This is a genomic window from Maribacter aquimaris (genome assembly GCF_014596745.1).
In the GTDB taxonomy this organism is placed as follows: Bacteria; Bacteroidota; Bacteroidia; order Flavobacteriales; family Flavobacteriaceae; genus Maribacter_A; species Maribacter_A aquimaris.
On the sequence record NZ_JABTCF010000001.1, the window covers coordinates 15,517 to 36,273 of the forward strand.

Below are 20,757 nucleotides of genomic sequence, written 5' to 3' on the forward strand. Positions count from 1 at the left end.
TTGAAGCCTTATATTTGTACAAAATTGTGGCAATGAATACAGAGAACCCTGAAGAGTTTTATACCCGTTTACGAACCCAACTGGAAGAAAGTACCCAATGGCCCTCCCTATACCTGTACAAGTTTATTGTATTGACCGATGAAGAGAAGATCAATCAGATACATTCCATTTTCAATAATTTGGGAGCTGTCATCGATTCCAAACTGTCAAAAAACGGCAAATACACCAGCCTTTCGATACAGGTAAATCTAGAGAACCCCGATGCTGTAATTGAAAAATACATAGAAGTTGGGGTAATTGAAGGGGTTATATCCTTATAAAATAGCAAATACAGCATAATTTTCTTAATTTGCAGCCGTTATAGAAATACTTCCTACCCGCTTTAATAGCATAAAAACTTAAGATTTGAATTTAGTAGAAAACCTAGAATATAATACGGAACGTGAAAAACTCATAATTCCGGAATACGGTCGTCATTTTCAAAAAATGGTAGACCATGCCATATCGATTGAAGATCGTGAAGAGCGAAATAAAGTAGCCCAGGCCATAATAAGTGTCATGGGTAATATACAACCCCATTTGAGGGATGTGCCTGATTTTCAGCATAAATTATGGGATCAATTGTTTATTATGTCCGATTTTAAATTGGATGTTGATTCCCCTTTTCCAATTACTTCCAAGGAAATGTTGCAACAAAGGCCTGAACCACTTGGGTATCCACAGAATTTCCCTAAATATCGTTTCTATGGCAATAACATAAAACGAATGATCGATGTTGCCGTTGAATGGGATAAGGGTGATATGCGTGATGGACTCGAATATGCCATCGCCAACCATATGAAGAAATGTTACCTTAATTGGAACAAGGATACCGTAGATGACACCGTCATTTTCAAACATCTCTACGAATTGAGTGATGGGCAAATAGACCTTGCCAAGGAAGGTGAAAACCTTACCGATAGTGGTCAATTCCTTAAAAATAGGGTAGCCAAGAATCCTCGTAGCACTACAGGAAAGAAAAGTCAAAGAAGCAATAATCGCGGTAAAAAGCGATACTAATAGTCTCAATCCTAAATGGGAACATTTAAAATTGAAGGGGGCCATCAGTTATCTGGTGAAATCACCCCACAAGGCGCCAAAAATGAGGCATTGCAAATTCTATGTGCAGTGCTTTTGACCGGAGAAAAGGTTGTTATCAATAACATTCCAGACATTGTCGATGTCAACAAACTCATTGCTTTGTTGGAAGATTTGGGTGTAAATATCCAAAAGAAAGGCAAAGGATCTTATACGTTCCAGGCCAATGACGTAAATCTCGATTACCTACAGTCCGACCAATTCAAGGAAGACGGTAGGGGACTAAGGGGATCGATCATGCTTGTAGGACCTTTGTTGGCGCGTTTTGGTAAAGGCTATATTCCCAAACCTGGAGGTGATAAGATTGGTCGTAGACGATTGGATACCCATTTTGAGGGATTCATTAACCTCGGTGCCAAATTCCGTTACAATAAAGAGGAACATTTTTACGGGGTGGAAGCTAAAAAGTTGAAGGGTACCTATATGTTGCTCGACGAAGCTTCGGTAACTGGAACCGCCAATATTGTAATGGCGGCTGTACTTGCCGAAGGAAAAACAACCATCTACAATGCGGCCTGTGAACCTTATTTACAGCAATTGTGCAAGATGTTGAACCGTATGGGGGCCAAAATCTCAGGTATAGGTTCAAACCTGTTGACCATTGAGGGTGTTGATAAGCTGGGAGGAACCGAGCATACCATGTTACCTGATATGATCGAGATAGGAAGTTGGATCGGACTCGCGGCCATGACTAAAAGTGAACTGACGGTCAAAAATGTAAGTTGGGACGATTTAGGTCAAATACCAACCGTTTTTCGAAAAATGGGAGTCACCATAGAACGAAAAGGCGCTGATATTTTTATTCCCGAACATAAGGATGGTTATAAAATACAGAGTTTTATCGATGGATCCATATTGACGGTTTCCGATGCGCCATGGCCGGGACTAACGCCCGATCTTTTGAGTATTATTCTTGTAATGGCTACCCAAGCGAAAGGGGAGGTATTGATTCACCAAAAGATGTTCGAAAGCCGCTTGTTCTTTGTTGATAAGTTGATCGATATGGGAGCTAAGATCATTTTATGCGATCCGCATAGAGCGACCGTTATTGGCCATAATTTTAAATCCAAATTAAAGGCAACCACCATGGTATCCCCGGATATCAGGGCCGGAGTATCCCTTTTGATCGCTGCATTGTCTGCCAAAGGAACGTCTACCATTCACAATATTGAACAGATCGATCGTGGTTATGAGGATATCGATACCCGACTTCGGGCTATTGGGGCCAGGATAACCAGGGTGTAATTCTAAAAAGATAAAATCTTATTTTTCGTTAGGGATTTGGGCTTGTGGGTGAATTATTTGAGTTGATCCAAAGCCAACTACATCCAAGAAACTTTACTATGTATTCCGTGCTTGTTTCTTATGTCACATGAAGTTTTCATGTTTAATTACCCCTGATAGAATTATGGGAGGCTTAATCATTTCTCTTTCCGGTTTTCCTTCAATCTAACTAGGCTTGACTCATTTTAGGATGAAATACATCCCCTGCCGTGCAGGCACCCCCTTCAAAGGGGAAATTATATTTAAGCGGGCATTGTCACCTTGAGGGGACTGGTCCTAATGCTTTGCCTTTTATTTTTTGCCATAAGGGTATTTCTGCTAACGTACTATTATTATGCAGCTCCCTAGTATAATCTTTAGGTTAGGGTTATAGGGGATTATATTATTGCGTTTTTTATGCATAATTATTGTCTCGTACTAATTGTCCCCTTGAGGGGACGGTAAAGTAGTGGGGACACTACTTTACAGGGGTGTTTTGAACATGGCACGAGCGTGACGCTAGGCCTAGCGGGGGACTTAATACGCCCTTCAAGACGCCGTAGCGCAGTGTTGCTTTGTAGGGGGGGTCTAGCGTAAAAACTACCGTTTAAAAAAAAAGCCCCGAAAACTAAATGTTGCGGGGCCTTTCATAAACACTAGGTTACACTCTTGATTTACGCTTCTTCATCATTTTTTCTTGCATTCGTTGAAGAATTCTCTCTTGTTTTTTCGCTTTTAATTCGGCTTTAGAACGTTTTTTTTTAGGCGTAGCCATACTCATAGATTTAATCATTAAAAAATAGACCAAAAACGAATCCTATATGTGGTACGGTTTGTTACACAACGAGTAATCCGACCCTATAAGAAATGGGACGGAGAAATTTTCAATAAGTTATATAGGATGTTTACAGGCACACTCGTGGGTGCCCGTTATTTCGGAAAGATGATTTTCAATTTATTGGATTCCATATAAAAAACTTAAAATACAGATTACAAATCTATCGTGGACATAAAGATAGCCCGATATTCGCAAATTAACAAGCTTTTTAAATGCCCCCTTATGCGTTTCAAAATATTGACCACCCATTTGCGGCCTCTGGTAAGTTGTTATTAAACCGCTACGATATATAACAGTAATGATCAATGTTCTTTTGTAAATAAATGTATCTAATTTGTGTTGGATCCTTAAGGTCACAATCCTTTTAAAAACCTGATTATGGGTTTTCCTGAACCAATATACCTCGGGTAATCAAATATTGTGCCGTGGCATAGGTGCCCATAATCAATAGGTGGGAGTAGGGGACATCGATTAAAAATTTATTGATGGCCAATATGCTATCGGAGGCAATAAAGAACAATGCTCCCCAAAATACGAGATTAAAACTGTATTGCGGCACACTGCCTTTTCTTCCAAAGGCCGCTAAGGCCATCAAGAGAATAATGGCTACATAAAAAATCACGGGGATTTTAAGCGCACCAAGTCCCGCTTGTATCTGAAAGAATAGAAAAGCACCATAAAGGACCAACAAGGTTAAAACAAACCAGAAGGCTCTTGAAAAGGGCATATTCCGCTTTCTAAAAAAAAGGATGGCATATACCACATGCGCCAAAAGAAAGGAAAGGAGTCCGGCCACAAAGTAATTGGACGAAATACCATCATACATTAGAAAAGCATCACCCAGCCAAGAAAAAAAGAGGGCCGTTAGCATCAACGGATAGGTAGGCTTCCCAAGACGACGCCCATTAATGGCAAAATAAACAAATAGGGAGAATAGGATCAAGGGCTTGGTAAAATGACGCATGACATCATCCCCAATACTACCCACATACAAATCGATTAGGACGAGGAGGGTGAATATGGGCAGGAAATAGATAGGCTTGCGGTTGGCCTTACTCATTCGTATTTAGCTGTCTTTCCAACCCACCTTATTATGGGTGCCGTCGCAGAATGGTTTGTTGTTAGAGGCGCCACAGCGGCAAAAGGCAGTTGTTTTTTCCTTGATCTCTTCTTTACCATCCGCATCGACGATGGTTATTTGACCCTCGACCAATAAGGGTCCGTTCGGTTTTATTTTTACTGTTGTCATATCTTTATTGATTTTGATTTCTTCTGTTTTATCTTTGATGCGCTAACATAAAGCACCGGTCGGACAGGCCGATATTTGTAGCATCAATTGTTTTTTTGAGGCATTTTGATGTTTTATCCTAGGCCTTTCCCGAGGTTGGTATTCTTCGGGTAATTGCTGCACACAGACACTGGAATGAATACAGGTTTTGGGCTTCCAGATAATAGTCATGTCCCCCCCTTGGCATATTCTTTTATGATTTCTTTTTCCATGGATACTTTTATCCCTTAAATATACTAAAAATGTCTTATCCGAGTGCTTCTTTGTAAACCTTTAAACAACGTTCCCTAGCTTCTTTATGGTCGACCATTCTATTCGGATAGGTCAACTCCTGTAGGTCCGTGACCCAATGGTTGATATAGTTTCGCTCCTTATCGAATTTCTCGATTTGTGTAGTGGGATTGAAAATACGGAAATAAGGGGCTGCATCGACACCACTACCGGCTGCCCATTGCCAATTACCCACATTGGAACTCAATTCGAAGTCCAATAGCCTTTCGGCAAAATACGCCTCTCCCCAACGCCAGTCGATCAATAAATGCTTACATAGAAAACTGGCCACCAACATACGTACCCGATTGTGCATATAACCGGTTTCATTAAGTTCACGCATTCCGGCATCAACCAGGGGATATCCGGTTTCCCCGTTTTTCCATTTTTCGAATTCTTCCTCATTATTCCGCCAAGGAATACGATCATATTTGGGTTTAAAGGCATTATTTACGGTGTTGGGGAAATGCCATAGGATCTGCATAAAGAATTCCCGCCAAATCAATTCATTCCAGAACACCTCATTGTTGGAGGCAATGGCTTTTTTTAAAATTTTTCTGATGGAGACCGTCCCAAATCGTAAATGGGGACCGATTCTGGAAGTACCATGGCTTTTGGCAGGAAAGTTTCTTGTAGCCTCATAATTTTCGATCAGGTCTTCCGAAACCAAATAATCGGGCACTTTAATGGGCGATTTTTCAAAGCCCAGTTCCGTCAAGGTCAAAAAAGGTAATTCGCGGTTTTGAATGAAGTTGTGGCTCAACGGGCTATCATCAATCTGCTTCAAGGGATCGGCAGCATTGAATTTTTCCTTCCACTTGTTTTTGTACGGGGTATAGACCACATAAGGATTACCGTCTGCCTTCACAATTTCATCCCGCTCAAAAATTACTTGGTCTTTAAAGGTTTTGAAAGGGATGCCCTGATGGGCAAGTAGTTCTTTTACCTGTCTATCACGCTGCAGGGCATAAGGTTCATAATCGTGATTGGTATAAACGGCCTCTATTTCAAAATCCTTGGTCAAAGTCTCAAATATCTCAAGGGGCTGACCTAGGTAAACACCTATGGAACTGTTCGATTTTCGCCTTAATTCCGAGTTGATCTGGGAAATTGTTTCGTGGATAAAGGTAACACGGGCATCGTTTTTGGGTAATTGATGCAGGATTTCCTTATCAAAAATAAAAATGGGGAGTACGTTGGATGCTTGTTTCAGCGCTTGTGAAAGTCCTACATTATCCTCAAGTCGTAAATCCCTTCGAAACCAAAAAACCGATACTTTTTCTTTCATATTAATTTACATTCAAGGTTGATAATCCTCCATCTACACCTAAGATCTGACCCGTTATCCAGGAACTTTCCGAACTGAGCAAAAACTGGGCTATGTTTGCCATATCCCCGGCTTTTCCCACACGTTTAAGCGGATGTCTTTGGGCCATCATTTCCTTCTTCTTATCATTATTCAAAAGTCGGGCAGCCAAGGGGGTGTCGACTAGGGAGGGGGCAATGGCATTCACCCGTATTTTTGGGGCATATTCCGCGGCGAGTGATTTGGTGAATCCCTCTATGGCCCCTTTTGCCGCCGCCACACTGGTGTGAAAGGGCATACCCGTCTGTACGGCCACCGTACTGAAAAAGACCATACTTGATCCTTCAACCATAAAGGCCATGATTTGTTTTATAGTGTTCACCAAACTGAAAAAATTTAGATGCATATCCTCCTGAAAGGTTTCTATCGATAACATCTTAAAAGGTTTTAAGTTAATACTTCCTGGGCAATAGACAAACCCATGGAGTTCATTGGGTAGCAGGGAAGTATCCAAAGTATCCTTGGTAACATCAAAAGGGATATGGGTAACCTTTGGAAGATCGGTAATTTCCCATGTGCGGGAAGCCACGAAAACATGATGGTTTTCCTGTAGGAGTTGGGCCAACGAATGTCCAATGCCCTTTGATCCCCCAATCAATAGTATATTTTTCATCTTAAATGGATTTTAGGTTTAATTGCGTCGGTTGGTCTTCGAGACATCCAAAGCGTTCTACTAATTTTTGTTCCCGGTATTTAAATACCTTGGTCAATTGCTTTTTGATCAAAGGATACCCCAAACGACCCAAAAAACCAAAAGGAAGTTTTATATCGATAATATCTTCCATGAGTACACCATTGGGTATTGCTTTTATAAAATGTTTATGATGCCAAAGGGCATAAGGCCCAAAGCGCTGTTCATCCACAAAGTATTCCCCATCCCTAACATGTGTGATTTCGGTTACCCAACGGGTCGGGAAACCGGGAAAGGGAATCACCTTATACTGGATAATCTGTCCGGGGAACATGGCCCTATCGGCCCCCGATAATATATCGAATCCCATATGGTCAGGGGTGATGGCCGCAAGATTCCTTGGGTCCGATAAAAATTTCCACGCCACATCCTTTGTAATGGGGAGGGCTTGGGAAGCATGTAATTGATAGAGTTTCATAAAGGTCAAACTAATAATGTTTAACAAATATAGTAAAAGATTAAACAATATGGAAATATTCATTTCATTTCAATTTTGTACATTGACGTTTTAGAAATTACTATGAGAACGATTGTACTACCTATACTAATACTGTTTCTGTTTTATGAAGGCAGCGCCCAAGTGAATGTTGAAGAAGTGGGGCAGATGCCAATGGAATTAATGGAAAACTCGGGGCATATATTCTACAACGGTAGTTTGGTCTCCCATAATGATTCGGGCAATGCACCGATACTTTATGTTTTAGACACGGTTAACATGCAAGTAACCCGCAGGGTGACCGTTTTGAATGCAACGAATATTGATTGGGAAGATCTAACCCAGGACGATGCCTTTATCTATGCGGCCGATATCGGTAATTATTCGGGCATACGAACCGATTTGGCCGTTTATAAGATTTCAAAAGACGATTTTAATCGAAGCGATGAAGTCTCCGCAGAAATCATCAAATTTAAATATGAAGACCAGCTGGATTTCGTTGATAATGGGGAAAGTAATTGGGATGCCGAGGCCTTAACTGTGTTCAATGACCAATTGTTGCTGTTTACAAAACAATGGTTGGATGAAGGTACGGTGGTCTACAGCATTCCCAAGGAAGCGGGGGATTATGTAGTGAAAAGGGTAGCATCCTATGCTGCGGATGGATTGATTACTGGGGCCTCATACGATGCACTCCAGAATGATTTATTATTGATTGCCTATTCAAGCACCTTATCGCCCTTTGTTATAAGAAGCAGGGATATTGGGATGTCCTCACTTTTTGGGGATGCTGTGGAACGCATACCTTTGGATATCGGTTTTGCTCAAGCAGAGTCCATTACAACCGTTGGGCTACAGCGCTATTTCATAGGTACCGAACAGTTTGAGCGGGATAACTTAGGGATACATCTAGATCCAATGCTCTATGCCATCCAATTCAAGCAAGAGAATGACCCAATTGATGAAATGGAAGAAGAGGAAGGGGAGAATCCCGATATAGACCATCAAGAAGATCGTCTATTGCTCTTCGATTCCTATAATCCGGAAAAACTTCAATACGATTTGTTGTCGAACAAATCAATTCTGGCCCAGGCGGTTTTCGATACTTCGGGTAAAATGATCCAATTTACATTGGGTGCCGATATCGAAAATAACGATTTGGATGTAACAACCTTTAAATCAGGTGTATATTATCTTACGCTTTATTTGGGGGATAAAGTGTTATCCAAAGCTTTTGTAGCCCATTGATATTCCTATATCCGTTTATTTAAGAGTTTGTTAACAAATCTGACAAGGGTTTATATATAGCTTTGGAAAAACTATAATTCAACAACAAAATGAAAAAATTTCTAGTATTAGTATGCGTGGCCTTGGCTTCCTTTTCAATCGAAGCCCAGATAAAAACGCCACAGCCGAGTCCTTCATCGACATTAAAGCAAACGGTTGGTTTAACCGATGTAACCGTAGCGTATTCAAGACCGGCAATGCGCGGTAGGACTATTTTTGGTGATTTGGTGCCTTATGACAAACTTTGGAGAACAGGTGCCAACAAGAACACCACTATCGATTTTAGTACCGATGTTACTATTGGTGGTCAAGAACTTAAGGCGGGTTCTTATGCCATTTTCACTAAACCAGGGGAAACTTCTTGGGAAGTGATCTTTTATTCGGACACCGAAAATTGGGGAACACCACAGCAGTGGGATGATAGCAAAGTAGCTGCCAAAACAACCGTAGAGGTTCTGACCATGCCCATGGACGTTGAATCCTTTATGATTGTAATCGATGAAATAAGCAATGATGCCGCTACCTTGGGTATACTTTGGGAAAAGACCTATGTGGGTGTAAAATTCGAGGTTCCTACCGATGCCACGGTGATGCAAAATATTGAGAAAGTCATCAACGGCCCCAGTGCCGACGATTACTTTGCGGCCGCTGTCTATTATTCGTCAACGGATAAGGACATCAACAAGGCTAAGGAATTTATGGACAAAGCCATGGCAATGATCGAAGAACCCGCTTTTTGGCAATTAAGACAACAATCCTTGATACAAGCTAAGGCAGGGGACAAAAAAGGCGCAATTGCGACAGCTAAAAAATCTTTGGCAGCAGCTGAAAAAGCTGGTAATGCGGATTACGTTAAAATGAACAAGGACTCCTTAAAGGAGTGGGGTGGTATGTAAAAATCCATTCCATAGTATATTACAGAAACCCTGACGCTATTGTCAGGGTTTTTTTATGCTATAATGGACAATAATATTCAGGGATGTAGTAAATTTATAGTTTCACTATTCCTCAGAAGACCATGCATAAGAATTTCGTTTACCTCGCTATTTTAATTATCCAATTTTCTTACCAAAAACCAATTGAAAAACCCACTTATTCAGCGGAAAAATGGGAGAACCCGGAATGGGAAAACCCTGAAATATTCGAAATCAATAGGGAAGCTCCCGTGGCTTCGTTTTATAGATACACCAATACGAAGGATGCCCTAGCGAATGAAAGTTGGGAACAATCCCCACTATACCGGTCATTAAACGGTAAATGGGATTTTTATTTTGCGGAAAATCCAATGAAAAGACCTGTGGATTTCTATAAAAACGATTTTGATCTTACGGGATGGGATACGATATCGGTTCCTTCAAACTGGGAAATACAAGGACACGGGATTCCTTTCTATACCAATATCACGTATATGTTTCCGGCAAATCCACCTTACATTCCCCATGAAATCAATCCCGTAGGTAGTTATAAACGTGAATTTGATATCCCGGATACGTGGAACGACAAAGAAATCTATCTTCATTTTGAAGGCGTTAGTGGTGCCATGTACGTTTGGCTAAACGGGGAAATGGTAGGTTATAATGAGGGAAGTAAGACTCCTGCCGCCTATAATATCACTAAACTTGCCAAGCAGGGAAAAAACGCGTTGGCCATACAGGTATTGCGTTGGTCGGATGCAAGTTATTTGGAAGATCAGGACTTTTGGCGATTAAGTGGTATTGATCGGGATGTCTACGTTTATGCTACTCCAAAATCAACCTTAAAGGATATTAGGGTAACAGCGGATTTGGATAATGATTATAAGGATGGTGTATTTGGACTGCAATTGAAAATCAATCAAGCGGCGGAAAATAAAGCGGTACAAGCGGAAGTGAAATTATTGGAGGGGGATACTGAGGTTTATACGGAAGCCAAACCCATAAAAGGTGATGCAGGTCTTGTTGAACTGGCTTTTGAAAAAGAAATACCGAATGTAAGAACATGGAATGCCGAAACCCCAAACCTCTATACATTGTTGATCAGCCTGACCAATAAGGATGGATCGGTTTCTGAGGCAACCTCTGTTAAGGTTGGTTTTAGGAAAGTCGAGATAAAGAACAATCAATTTATGGTTAATGGTAAGGCGGTGCTATTGAAAGGGGCCAATCTCCATGACCATAATGATAAAACAGGACATGTGGTCACCGAGGAACTTACGTTGAAGGACCTCACGGTTATGAAACAAAATAACCTTAATGCCATTCGTTGCAGCCATTACCCCAAGAATCCCCATTTTTATAGAATGTGCGATACCTATGGCTTTTATGTTATTGATGAGGCCAATATCGAAATACATGGAATGGGGGCTACCAATCAGGGTTTGGATGCGGACATAAAAACCCAAAAAACGCATCCTTCTTATCTTCCCCAATGGAAAGCCATGCACTTAGATCGGACCATGCGCATGTTTGAAAGGGATAAGAACCATGCCAGTATCATTACCTGGTCTTTGGGTAATGAGTCCGGTAACGGGGCCAATTTTTATGCTACCTATGCCTGGTTGAAAAGTCACGATGCAACGCGTCCTGTTCAGTATGAAGGGGCTACACATTACGAAAACACCGATATACAGGCCCCTATGTACATGGAAATCCCGGATATGGTGAAATACGCCGAAAATAATCCCAAAAGACCCTTGATCCAATGTGAATACGCCCATGCCATGGGAAATAGTGTAGGGAACCTGCAGGAATATTGGGATGTCATCGAAAAGTATGAAGTGCTACAAGGTGGATTTATCTGGGATTGGGTCGATCAAGGGTTGTTGACCAAAACAGAGGATGGTCAGGAATATTGGGCCTATGGTGGGGATTTGGGAGGTAAGGATTTTCAAAATGATGGAAACTTTTGCCTAAACGGATTAGTAAATCCGGATAGGACGGCCCATCCTTCCTTACACGAGGTAAAGAAAGTGTACCAATATGTGAAATTCAAAGCCGATGATGCCAAAAAAGGTATCGTAACCATACATAACGGCTATGATTTTATAAACCTGAGTCAGTTTGGTTTTAATTGGAAATTGGTTAAAAACGGAACGGAAATCGCTTCAGGTGATCTCCCTACTATGGATATTCTCCCTGGTGGGTCAAAAACAATAAAAATTGATTTACCAAAATTGGATGATCCAAAAGCCGAGTATTTTTTGAATCTTACTGCCCATACCAAGGCTGCCAGTGCCCTAGTGCCTGCGAATCATATAATCGCCTACGAACAATTCCAGCTTAAACCCTATACACCTGAAAAATTCATCAAGGCCAATAGGAATAATGGCATTGATATTGTTTCCAAAAATAATGATGTAATTATTAGCGGGGAAGGTTTTGAAGTCCGGTTCGATGCGGAAAAAGGGGCATTGACCTCTATAGACTACGGTAATGGCAATATTTTATTAAAAGGGATTACCGCAAATTTCTGGAGGGCAACGACAGACAATGATTTTGGATATGATATGCCCAAAAAACTAGGGGTTTGGAAAGATGCCACGGAAAATCAAAAGTTATTGCAAGTCTCCATGAATTCCATAAGTGGGGAACAGGTCATCGATGCCCTGAAATTAAGTGCGAATACCTTTAAAATAGAAAATGGTACCATCCAGATTAAATCGGATTATGAACTTAACGGGCCACAGGCAAGGTTAGGGATTACCTATGACATCAATGATCAAGGCGAAATCAGGGTCACCACCGAGTTATCAGGGTTATCCAAAGAATTACCGGTATTGCCTAGATTCGGTACCAATTTTATCATTAATAATGAATATCAACAGGTGCAGTGGTACGGTAGGGGACCCCATGAGAATTATCAGGATCGTAAGACAGGGGCGTTGGTAGGTAGTTATAAGGCTTCTGTTGATGATTTATACTATCCCTACATCCGTCCACAGGAAAATGGTAATAGATCGGATATTAGATGGGTTACTTTTGCAAATGAAAAAGGTCAGGGTATGAAAATCTATGCACCCCAGTTGTTCGATTTTAGTGCCCATCACCAATACAATAATGATTTTGACGCAGGGAAAAGCAAACAGCAAAGGCACACCATTGATATTGTAAAACGCGATTTGGTCAATATCAATATTGACTATAGGCAAATGGGAGTAGGGGGTGATAATAGTTGGGGATTAATGGCTTTGGATACTTATCAGATCCAACCGGAAAATCGTTCTTATAGTTATGTCATAAAACCCATGAAATAGCAATATACCCGAATAAAATGATTTCATGAACATGGCCTTAGGTATTCAAATTACCTAAGGCGATGGAATACTATAAGTTCAGTGGTTACTACGGTTGAATGGGTGGATTTTTCAGCAATCTATCAAAAGCCTCAAAGATTAGGGCGAAGATTATCACCAATGCCGCCCCAATAAAGTTCAACCATAAATAACCCAATTTTTCCTGACCTGCAGGATATATATGTATCAGGTTGTAATACGTGATACATACCAACACCTGTGTCAGTATGGCAGCGATGAAAACCGCATTCCCTTTCACATATTTAAAGAAGAACGCCAAAAGAAAAATACCCAGGACATTTCCATAGAATATGCTCCCAATGATATTCACCAATTGGATCAAGTTGTCAAAAAGATGGGCTATACAAGCGATGATAATAGCAATTATACCCCACATGAGCGTAAACCCTTTGGAAACCATTACATAATGCTTATCAGAGAGGTTTTTTGAGGCTTTACCCCGTTTATACAGATCCAATGCCGTGATAGTACCCAATGCGTTCAGTTCCGAGGCCGTGGAAGACATGGCTGCGGACAAAATCACCGCCAATAACAGGCCTATAAGTCCCGTGGGAAGGTTATTGAGAATAAAATGTATGAATACATAATCCTTATCATTGGTTTCAATCGAATCATCAGCGAGGTTGATCAGTGCTTTTGCGGCCACCCTATTGGTGCTATCCTTTCTATTGATTCCTATCATTTGCGCTTTGGCCGCTTCTATGGTCGTATATTCCTTAAGATCAAGCGCTATGGCAAATTTATTCTGGGCAATCACCTTTTCCGATTCCAATTCAACTTGGCGTTGCTGCAAAACCTTGTAATCAGAGGCATATTCAGAATTCAGGACCACCTTGGTTGCAGCGGGATTGAAATTCAAGGGCGAAGGATTGTACTGATAGAAAACGAAAACCATGACCCCGACCAAGAGGATGAAAAATTGCATGGGAATCTTGAATATCCCATTAAAAACTAGGCCTAATTGACTTTCCCTAACCGATTTTCCGGATAGGTATCGTTGAACCTGACTTTGATCGGTTCCGAAATAGGCTAAAGCCAAAAACAATCCACCGGTGATACCACTCCAAAAAGTATATCTGCTTTTGGTATCGAAACTAAAATCCAAAATATTGAGCTTATCACTGGCCCCAGCAATTTTTAAAGCCTTGCCGAGTCCTATATCATTAGGTAAATACCCTAATATAAAGAAAAAGGCCATAAACATTCCGGTAATAATAATGAACATTTGATGTTTTTGGGTGACGCTCACCGCTTTGGTACCCCCAGAAACAGTGTAAATAATCACCAAGGTGCCAATAATAATGTTCAAGGTGCGTAGATCCCATCCAAGAACAGCAGAAAGTATAATAGAAGGTGCAAAAATCGTTATCCCTGCAGCCAAGCCTCGCTGAATCAAAAACAAGATGGCCGCCAGCGAACGTGTTTTGATATCAAAGCGTTTCTCTAAAAACTCATAGGCGGTGTAGACCTTTAATTTATGGTATATCGGAACAAAAACAAGGCAAATGATGATCATTGCCAAAGGCAATCCAAAATAGAACTGTACAAAGCCCATCCCATCATGAAAAGCTTGGCCTGGAGTGGATAAAAAAGTAATGGCACTGGCCTGTGTGGCCATGACGGAAAGTCCAATCGTCCACCATTTGGATTGGCCGCCACCTCTTACATAGTCATCGACATCCTTGCTTCCACGGGTTTTCCAGACACCGTAAACCACGATGAATAAAAGTGTACCCGAAAGAATTACCCAATCTATAGTCCCCATATTACATAAAAGCGGTCATTATATAACTAAAAATCAAAATGTAGATGATATTCAATATCAACACAAGTGTATATTCTTTTTTCCAAATAAGGCGGTCATGCATAATCAATCTTTTATTTTGGCCATATGTTCAACATTCTTCTTACCGACAGATAACATATTTGCAAATAGCTTATAGGCTCCAGGAACACCTGCCGGTAACTCCCTGAAAAAACTAAGTCCCGTATAAATGTAATTCCCTTTTCCGTAGGGCGCAATCAAAAGACTACCCTTTTTTGCCGTTTCCCCTTTATCACCCATCGATAGGATAGGGGTAAAATGCCCGTCCCATTCATTAGGGAAATAAAGACCGCGTTCTTGCACCCAGCCTTCAAAATCCTTATTGGTTATCTTATTGGGATAGTTGACCAATTCATGGTCCTTGGCAATGATTTCAACTTTGGAATCCTCGTTGGTCACCCTGTCCCTTGATAATTTCAATGGAAAAGGGGCGATATCCTCATATTGTTTATCCCATCTTCCGGCCGTATTGTACTGTAGAATCAAGTTGCCACCGTTCGATACGTAATCAAAAAGATATTTTTGTTTAAACTTCATTTCAGGCACTACATTATATGCCCGTATTCCCACAACAATCGCACCATACTTACTTAAAGTTTCAGCATTTATCGAACTTGGGTCGATGGTATGCACTTGATACCCGATCTGTTCCAAACTTTTCGGTACTTCATCACCTGCACCGGCTATATAACCGATATGTTCCCCAACTTTTTCGATATTCAAGCGCACGACTTTGGCTTCTGAGGGCAATAAGACCGATTGTGTCGGAATATGGTCGTAAGCTATGGTCACCAATTCTTTGGATATTTCCTTTCCATGGACCTTGATGATGGGGGCAATGAAACTCTCATCCTCATTTTCAGGGGGTGTTAATTCAAAGGACACAATTTGTTCATCACCCTTTTTGGAAATTTCAAAAGGCCTTGTTTCCCGATCCACCTTCCATCCATTGGAATAACAAAAAACGATTTCCCCTTTGATATTGTCCTGATGGGCCGTAATGGTAATAGGAACCTTTTTGGGTTTACCATCGGCAAAAATCAATACCTTGTCCTGAAAACGGGCCGTAACTTCGGGTAAAATATCGAAAGGACGGTATAATTCACCATAATCCGGTTTTGAGTAACGATGTACAACAGGCTTACTGATTGTCATCGGATACCCTTCAATCTCTATATTGAATTTTGCTTGAAAAGCTGGCGGTGTTTCCGGATTCCCGATCAATTCGGGGTTTTCAACCGTATACATTCCCAGGGTACCCTTCTTGTTCAACCAATAAGGACTCGTATAGGAACTGTTTTCTGGAATCGGCAATGCAAGTTTAAGTTCTTTCTTCTCATTATTGGAAAGAACCAAATCTTTTTCCTTGGCCTTGGTATTCCCAATGGTGACAGATCTCAGTTTTATATCAACTTGACTGCGGTTCAACACTTCAATATTGATGTCAGCGGTACTACCGGGGTAGGCAGAGGCATTTGCTGAGGAAGCCTCTAGGTACAATCCTGTGATTGAAGCGATTATTGTTTGTAGCTCTTTTGATTTCAGGTCCCTCCAATGGGTATCGGGAATTTTCTGGATCAATTGATAGGCCTCTACTAATTTTTTTATGTGTGTTGTTGGATTTTTAAAATTGAAGTTTTGTTCAATGCCATAAAGGATATCCCCAATGGCCTTGCCACCTTCAACGCGGGACCAAGTCGTGTTTATACCATCGAATACATTGTTTTTATCTTCCGGTAAATCACCTTTTAACAATTCAATATATTCCATTTCGCTTCCCCGGGTATTCAACCTCCCAAAACCTTGGCATCGGTGTTGGCTACTCGCCAAGGAGGCAATTTCATTGTTCGAAACCCCTAGCATAGGATAGTAAACCCCAATATCAAATCCGAGCATTTTAGTTTTGTCCGCAGCCTCGAATTTTTCTTGACTCCCATAAAACCACCATGAGGTATTAAAAAACAATCTCGAAGGTTTCCATACGTCCAATCTATTCAATTGATCGGGGTAGGAGTTAGGGTTCGCCGCAAGATCAAAGGCTTCGACACTTAACATGGCCGAGGATGTATGGTGGCCATGGGTAGATCCGGGGGTTCTGTGGTCGAATCTATTGATGATCACATCGGGTTTGAATTTACGGATCATTCGGACAACATCACCAAGGACAGCTTCCTTGTTCCATATCTCTAGGGTTTCATTCGGATGCTTTGAATAGCCAAAATCGACAGCCCGGCTAAAAAATTGCTGGCTACCATCGATACGACGTGCAGCCAAAAGTTCTTGTGTTCGCAATACCCCTAATAGTTCACGTAACTCCGGTCCAATTAGGTTTTGCCCCCCATCCCCACGCGTAAGGGATAAATAGGCGGTATTGGCTTTTACCTCATTGGATAGATATGATATCAGCCTTGTGTTTTCATCATCGGGGTGTGCGGCTATATATAATGCAGATCCCAAAAAGTTCAATTTTTGGATGGCATGGTAAATACTAGAGGAAGAATTTTTTTTTGGCGCTTGGGCAAGGGTTGTATTACATAATAAAAGGATTCCTAAGAAGGATACCAATAACTTTCGCATGTTGTTGTTTTAGATGGTTTCCAAAGATATAAAGATATACCACCAACAGGGAACATTTACATTTTCTTTAACAGGATGGTAAATTAGAGTGTATCGTCATCAACAACCGTATTCTTTGCGATTAAAGCCACCCCTTTTTGTAACAAAAGACTATTGGGGTAGGTCACCAATTCCCCATTGTCCTTTCTTAAATAAACATGAAAGGCCTTTATATCCAAAATATCGGCTTCCTCAGGAAAGTCACTGTCCAATATTCGAATACGGTCCCCGATTTTAAAAGGGAAAGAGAAAAATAGGATAATTCCAGCGGTAATATTGCTCAAAATCGACCAGGAAGCGAAAAGGGCTACCCCAATGACGGCGAATACCGAGGATAGCAATAATCCGATTTCCTTGAAATTCACCCCCCAGATAAAAGTCAATGCCCCAATACCTATCGCTAATAGTCCAATAGACACATATTTTATGATCAATCGGGTCCGGGCTTGGTTCAGGTCACTGATACGACCTATTTTCCGAATGGCTTTTGTGCTAATAAAGTTTAAAACCGCCAATACAACAAGCGTTATAACCGTTGCCACGATTTCTTGATGGTTGTCGACAATGAATGCTTCCATGTTAAAGTCCTAAAGTATCGCGCAAAGATAAATGCTTATTTCCATTTTGCCGCCAGTAGGGTGTCTTTAAAGTTTTAATTTTCGTTGCCTTGGAAACCATGGTTTTAGCCTTGTCCCCAAAACCACTTTTAAATGAATCGGACCAACCCTCTATCGTGTATGGAAAGGTCGATGTAAAATGGATTTCAAGAGTTCTTTTCAATTCGGGGTAATGTATTTTATACGTATTGATGCCATTGTCCAGCGTCAAGGAAGCTTGTGCCTCATAGGGTTTCAAAACCGTGTGCGACATTCGAATATATTCAAGGGAGGGGATCAATTTAAAGTCACCTAGGGGTAGGCTGGATGGATCGATCCTTATTTTATTCCATAACTCATTTTCAAGTACTTCTTTTTCTAAGGTGATATCCTTATCACCCTCCCTTTCAAAATAGGAAAATGACTTCACATTGTATTTTTCACGATTGTTCAATTGTGCAAAAACCTGTCCACACCATTCTTGGGCGGAAAAAGTGACCTTAATGGCATGTTGGTTATCATATACGGGATAAAAACTACTGCTCATAATGGAATAAGGGTAAATCCCCGTAAGATACTTTTTTGTACTGTTCAATTTTAAAACAGGAATATTCGAAGGATCACTTTGTTCTGCTTTCACTTGTTTCTCCTTTAAAAAAGGCTCCGTCACATAAATAAGTACGGCTTTACCTTCCCGTAGTTCCCCATATCGGGCCTGCTCCAAGGAATACGATGTTATTTCCGCATTTCCTGAATACCAATACTCCTTGAATTCTTTGGATAATGGTTTTTTGGGCACTTCCTTTTCTACGGTATCGGTTACCGATAACGCCGTAGGCTTGGTGAAATTTTTATCCTTGCAAGAACCAAGTAGTATCATGGTCATCGCAAAAAGGATAACAGCTGATGCTGGTTTTATCCGTTTTTTCATAGGCTTGTTTTATATAAAACTACTGAAACTCGTTTAATCGACCATATTCATTAACGTTTCATAGACCAAATGCGTGGGAAGACCAACAACATTGGAGTGGGAACCTTTTATTTCCTCAATCCCGATGAGTCCGATCCATTCCTGAATACCATATCCACCGGCTTTGTCGTACGGATGATAATTTTCAATATAGTACAGGATTTCCTCAAGGCTAAGGTCTTTGAATTTGACGTTTGTTGTATGGTTCACGGTCTTTTGTACGGTTTGGGTCGTGAAACTTACAGATGTGATTACATCGTGCCATCCGTTGGACAAGGTCCTTAACATAGAAACCGCTTCTTCCTTGTCGGCAGGTTTTGCCAAGGATACGCCTTTATGCCAAACAACCGTGTCGGAGGTAATCAATATTTCCTTGTCGGTTAAACTGTCCTTTAAAGCCTTGGCTTTTAATTCCGCCAAATAATCGGATATTTCACTTCCCTTTAAATTTGGGGGATAGACCTCGTCAACCTCCTTTAAGCGTATTTCAAATTCAAGGTCCATATCCTTGAAAAATTGCTTTCTTCTGGGAGAGCCTGAAGCAAGGATTATCGTATAATCTTTTAATTTATCTTTCCACATAGCTTAGGCTTGGGCTTCGCTAAAATCATCAAACCAATCGCCACGCACTTTTAATACTTGCTCCAGGACATCACGCACGCAGCCTTCACCTCCGTTTATATGGGAAATATATTTACAGACCGACTTAACTTCCTGTACTGCGTCCTGGGGACAGGTAGGTAGGGCTATCATTTTCATTGGGGCAATGTCTGGTAGGTCATCTCCCATATAGAGGACATTTTCCGGGGCAATCCCATATACATCCAAATATTCATCAAGGGGTTCTGCTTTATTGTGTGCCCCCATATAGAAGGTAGTTACACCCAATGCCTTTAATCTTGCTTTTACCCCTTCATTGGTACCTCCTGTTATAATACATACATTATAACCTTTTTTTATGGCGGTTTTAAGGGCAAAACCATCCTTAACACTCATCTTACGCAATAATTCACCTTGTGAGGTCACTAAAACAGAACCATCCGTGAAAACCCCATCAACATCAAAAACGAAGGTGGTAATATCCTTTAAGTATTGCTTATAATTTTTTTCCATAGGTCTTTCTTATCGATTTACTCAATAGTCTATATAATTCTTTGTGGTTTTTATTCTTTAATTGGGCTAAATGCTTTTTCAGGGTTCCTTTATCATTTCTACGCGCAGGTCCTGTTTGGGCATCGTAGGGGGCAAGGTCTTGTATCTTATGGGCCGTTTCCTTGATCAAAGGGTGCAATAAATCAAAAGGAACACCCTTTTGTTCGCAAAATTCATTCGACAGAAAATACATATGGTTGGTGAAGTTATTTGCCATTACAGCCGCTAAATGCAATGATTTTCTCTGTTTTGAATCCATGCCAACAACTTTATTCGAAATGATCGAGGCCAATTGTTTCAAAATATCATAATCCGTATCGTCCTCAGCCTCAATACAAATCGGAATTTCCTTAAAATCAACGGTTCTACCCACAGTAAAGGTTTGTAAAGGGTAGAAGATTCCACGTCTGTTCTTTTTGGGCAACGATTTCATGGGAATACTTCCGGAGGTATGGACCAATAATCCTTCCTTCAGATCCAAACGACTTGCAATTTCAACGATGGCATCATCGCTGACGGCCATAATATAAATATCCGCAGGGATTATCTTGGAGATATCCGAAGTGATTGGTACGAATTTTCCAAATACGGATAAGGCTTTTTGGTTCCGACCATAAACCTGGACGACTTTTATCCCATCATGGGTCATGAAAACATCCAATAGATGTTTGGCCACATTACCAGTCCCTAGGATTACTACGTTAATCATACTGCGAAAATAGTGATATAAT

At 40.8% G+C, this 20,757-nt stretch carries 19 protein-coding genes; 6 read left to right on the forward strand and 13 right to left on the reverse strand.

Annotation, left to right across the window (positions count from 1 at the left end; genetic code table 11):
• Positions 1-32: 32 nt before the first annotated feature.
• From HPE56_RS00070 to murA, 3 genes are all read left to right on the forward strand, one after another.
• Complete coding sequence (locus HPE56_RS00070; protein WP_188241741.1) at positions 33-320, forward strand: DUF493 family protein; 288 nt, start codon at positions 33-35, stop codon at positions 318-320.
• Positions 321-405: 85 nt separating this feature from the next.
• Positions 406-1,059, forward strand: coding sequence for a DUF4290 domain-containing protein (locus tag HPE56_RS00075; protein ID WP_188241742.1), 654 nt, complete (start codon positions 406-408; stop codon positions 1,057-1,059).
• A gap of 15 nt (positions 1,060-1,074) precedes the next feature.
• The gene (gene murA / locus HPE56_RS00080; RefSeq protein WP_188241743.1) at positions 1,075-2,382 is read left to right on the forward strand and encodes a UDP-N-acetylglucosamine 1-carboxyvinyltransferase; all 1,308 of its coding nucleotides are present in this window, start codon (positions 1,075-1,077) and stop codon (positions 2,380-2,382) included.
• Positions 2,383-3,614: 1,232 nt separating this feature from the next.
• Here murA and HPE56_RS00085 read toward each other — a convergent pair.
• The 6 genes from HPE56_RS00085 to HPE56_RS00110 form a co-directional block, all read right to left on the reverse strand.
• Positions 3,615-4,298 (reverse strand): lysoplasmalogenase, encoded by a 684-nt coding sequence (locus tag HPE56_RS00085; RefSeq protein ID WP_188241744.1) that lies wholly within the window; start codon positions 4,296-4,298, stop codon positions 3,615-3,617.
• A gap of 6 nt (positions 4,299-4,304) precedes the next feature.
• Positions 4,305-4,487 (reverse strand): CDGSH iron-sulfur domain-containing protein, encoded by a 183-nt coding sequence (locus HPE56_RS00090; RefSeq protein ID WP_188241745.1) that lies wholly within the window; start codon positions 4,485-4,487, stop codon positions 4,305-4,307.
• 42 nt (positions 4,488-4,529) lie between these two features.
• Complete coding sequence (locus HPE56_RS00095; RefSeq protein WP_188241746.1) at positions 4,530-4,697, reverse strand: (4Fe-4S)-binding protein; 168 nt, start codon at positions 4,695-4,697, stop codon at positions 4,530-4,532.
• Positions 4,698-4,773: 76 nt separating this feature from the next.
• Positions 4,774-6,084, reverse strand: coding sequence for a cryptochrome/photolyase family protein (locus HPE56_RS00100; RefSeq protein WP_188241747.1), 1,311 nt, complete (start codon positions 6,082-6,084; stop codon positions 4,774-4,776).
• A 1-nt stretch (position 6,085) separates the two neighbouring features.
• Complete coding sequence (locus HPE56_RS00105; protein WP_188241748.1) at positions 6,086-6,775, reverse strand: SDR family NAD(P)-dependent oxidoreductase; 690 nt, start codon at positions 6,773-6,775, stop codon at positions 6,086-6,088.
• A gap of 1 nt (position 6,776) precedes the next feature.
• Positions 6,777-7,271 (reverse strand): SRPBCC family protein, encoded by a 495-nt coding sequence (locus HPE56_RS00110; protein WP_188242480.1) that lies wholly within the window; start codon positions 7,269-7,271, stop codon positions 6,777-6,779.
• A gap of 102 nt (positions 7,272-7,373) precedes the next feature.
• On the opposite strand from HPE56_RS00110, the gene HPE56_RS00115 reads away from it, so the two are divergent.
• The 3 genes from HPE56_RS00115 (at position 7,374) to HPE56_RS00125 (ending at position 12,807) form a co-directional block, all read left to right on the forward strand.
• The gene (locus tag HPE56_RS00115; protein ID WP_188241749.1) at positions 7,374-8,537 is read left to right on the forward strand and encodes a T9SS type A sorting domain-containing protein; all 1,164 of its coding nucleotides are present in this window, start codon (positions 7,374-7,376) and stop codon (positions 8,535-8,537) included.
• An 89-nt stretch (positions 8,538-8,626) separates the two neighbouring features.
• Entirely contained in the window at positions 8,627-9,472 is an 846-nt protein-coding gene (locus tag HPE56_RS00120; protein ID WP_188241750.1) for a DUF2911 domain-containing protein, read from the forward strand.
• 122 nt (positions 9,473-9,594) lie between these two features.
• Entirely contained in the window at positions 9,595-12,807 is a 3,213-nt protein-coding gene (locus tag HPE56_RS00125; protein ID WP_188241751.1) for a glycoside hydrolase family 2 TIM barrel-domain containing protein, read from the forward strand.
• Positions 12,808-12,895: 88 nt separating this feature from the next.
• Here HPE56_RS00125 and HPE56_RS00130 read toward each other — a convergent pair whose 3' ends face one another.
• The 7 genes from HPE56_RS00130 to HPE56_RS00160 form a co-directional block, all read right to left on the reverse strand.
• A complete protein-coding gene (locus tag HPE56_RS00130) occupies positions 12,896-14,632 on the reverse strand; it encodes a sodium:solute symporter (RefSeq protein ID WP_188241752.1) in 1,737 nt (578 codons plus the stop codon).
• A gap of 105 nt (positions 14,633-14,737) precedes the next feature.
• Complete coding sequence (locus HPE56_RS00135) at positions 14,738-17,269, reverse strand: PIG-L family deacetylase (RefSeq protein ID WP_188241753.1); 2,532 nt, start codon at positions 17,267-17,269, stop codon at positions 14,738-14,740.
• Between the two features lie 83 nt (positions 17,270-17,352).
• Positions 17,353-17,886 (reverse strand): mechanosensitive ion channel domain-containing protein, encoded by a 534-nt coding sequence (locus HPE56_RS00140; RefSeq protein WP_188241754.1) that lies wholly within the window; start codon positions 17,884-17,886, stop codon positions 17,353-17,355.
• A gap of 1 nt (position 17,887) precedes the next feature.
• Complete coding sequence (locus tag HPE56_RS00145) at positions 17,888-18,835, reverse strand: septum formation inhibitor Maf (protein WP_188241755.1); 948 nt, start codon at positions 18,833-18,835, stop codon at positions 17,888-17,890.
• A gap of 33 nt (positions 18,836-18,868) precedes the next feature.
• Positions 18,869-19,456, reverse strand: coding sequence for a Maf family nucleotide pyrophosphatase (locus HPE56_RS00150; protein ID WP_188241756.1), 588 nt, complete (start codon positions 19,454-19,456; stop codon positions 18,869-18,871).
• A 3-nt stretch (positions 19,457-19,459) separates the two neighbouring features.
• Complete coding sequence (locus tag HPE56_RS00155; protein ID WP_188241757.1) at positions 19,460-19,987, reverse strand: KdsC family phosphatase; 528 nt, start codon at positions 19,985-19,987, stop codon at positions 19,460-19,462.
• A complete protein-coding gene (locus HPE56_RS00160; RefSeq protein WP_188241758.1) occupies positions 19,971-20,735 on the reverse strand; it encodes a Rossmann-like and DUF2520 domain-containing protein in 765 nt (254 codons plus the stop codon). Before HPE56_RS00160 ends, HPE56_RS00155 begins: the two co-directional genes overlap by 17 nt.
• Positions 20,736-20,757: the final 22 nt, after the last annotated feature.

Coding starts and splice junctions, on each gene's coding strand:
- HPE56_RS00070 (WP_188241741.1), top strand. CDS start 33: ATGAATACAGAGAACCCTGAAGAGTTTTATACCCGTTTACGAACCCAA.
- murA (WP_188241743.1), top strand. CDS start 1,075: ATGGGAACATTTAAAATTGAAGGGGGCCATCAGTTATCTGGTGAAATC.
- HPE56_RS00085 (WP_188241744.1), bottom strand. CDS start 4,298: ATGAGTAAGGCCAACCGCAAGCCTATCTATTTCCTGCCCATATTCACC.
- HPE56_RS00090 (WP_188241745.1), bottom strand. CDS start 4,487: ATGACAACAGTAAAAATAAAACCGAACGGACCCTTATTGGTCGAGGGT.
- HPE56_RS00095 (WP_188241746.1), bottom strand. CDS start 4,697: ATGACTATTATCTGGAAGCCCAAAACCTGTATTCATTCCAGTGTCTGT.
- HPE56_RS00100 (WP_188241747.1), bottom strand. CDS start 6,084: ATGAAAGAAAAAGTATCGGTTTTTTGGTTTCGAAGGGATTTACGACTT.
- HPE56_RS00105 (WP_188241748.1), bottom strand. CDS start 6,775: ATGAAAAATATACTATTGATTGGGGGATCAAAGGGCATTGGACATTCG.
- HPE56_RS00110 (WP_188242480.1), bottom strand. CDS start 7,271: ATGAAACTCTATCAATTACATGCTTCCCAAGCCCTCCCCATTACAAAG.
- HPE56_RS00115 (WP_188241749.1), top strand. CDS start 7,374: ATGAGAACGATTGTACTACCTATACTAATACTGTTTCTGTTTTATGAA.
- HPE56_RS00120 (WP_188241750.1), top strand. CDS start 8,627: ATGAAAAAATTTCTAGTATTAGTATGCGTGGCCTTGGCTTCCTTTTCA.
- HPE56_RS00125 (WP_188241751.1), top strand. CDS start 9,595: ATGCATAAGAATTTCGTTTACCTCGCTATTTTAATTATCCAATTTTCT.
- HPE56_RS00130 (WP_188241752.1), bottom strand. CDS start 14,632: ATGGGGACTATAGATTGGGTAATTCTTTCGGGTACACTTTTATTCATC.
- HPE56_RS00135 (WP_188241753.1), bottom strand. CDS start 17,269: ATGCGAAAGTTATTGGTATCCTTCTTAGGAATCCTTTTATTATGTAAT.
- HPE56_RS00140 (WP_188241754.1), bottom strand. CDS start 17,886: ATGGAAGCATTCATTGTCGACAACCATCAAGAAATCGTGGCAACGGTT.
- HPE56_RS00145 (WP_188241755.1), bottom strand. CDS start 18,835: ATGAAAAAACGGATAAAACCAGCATCAGCTGTTATCCTTTTTGCGATG.
- HPE56_RS00150 (WP_188241756.1), bottom strand. CDS start 19,456: ATGTGGAAAGATAAATTAAAAGATTATACGATAATCCTTGCTTCAGGC.
- HPE56_RS00155 (WP_188241757.1), bottom strand. CDS start 19,987: ATGGAAAAAAATTATAAGCAATACTTAAAGGATATTACCACCTTCGTT.
- HPE56_RS00160 (WP_188241758.1), bottom strand. CDS start 20,735: ATGATTAACGTAGTAATCCTAGGGACTGGTAATGTGGCCAAACATCTA.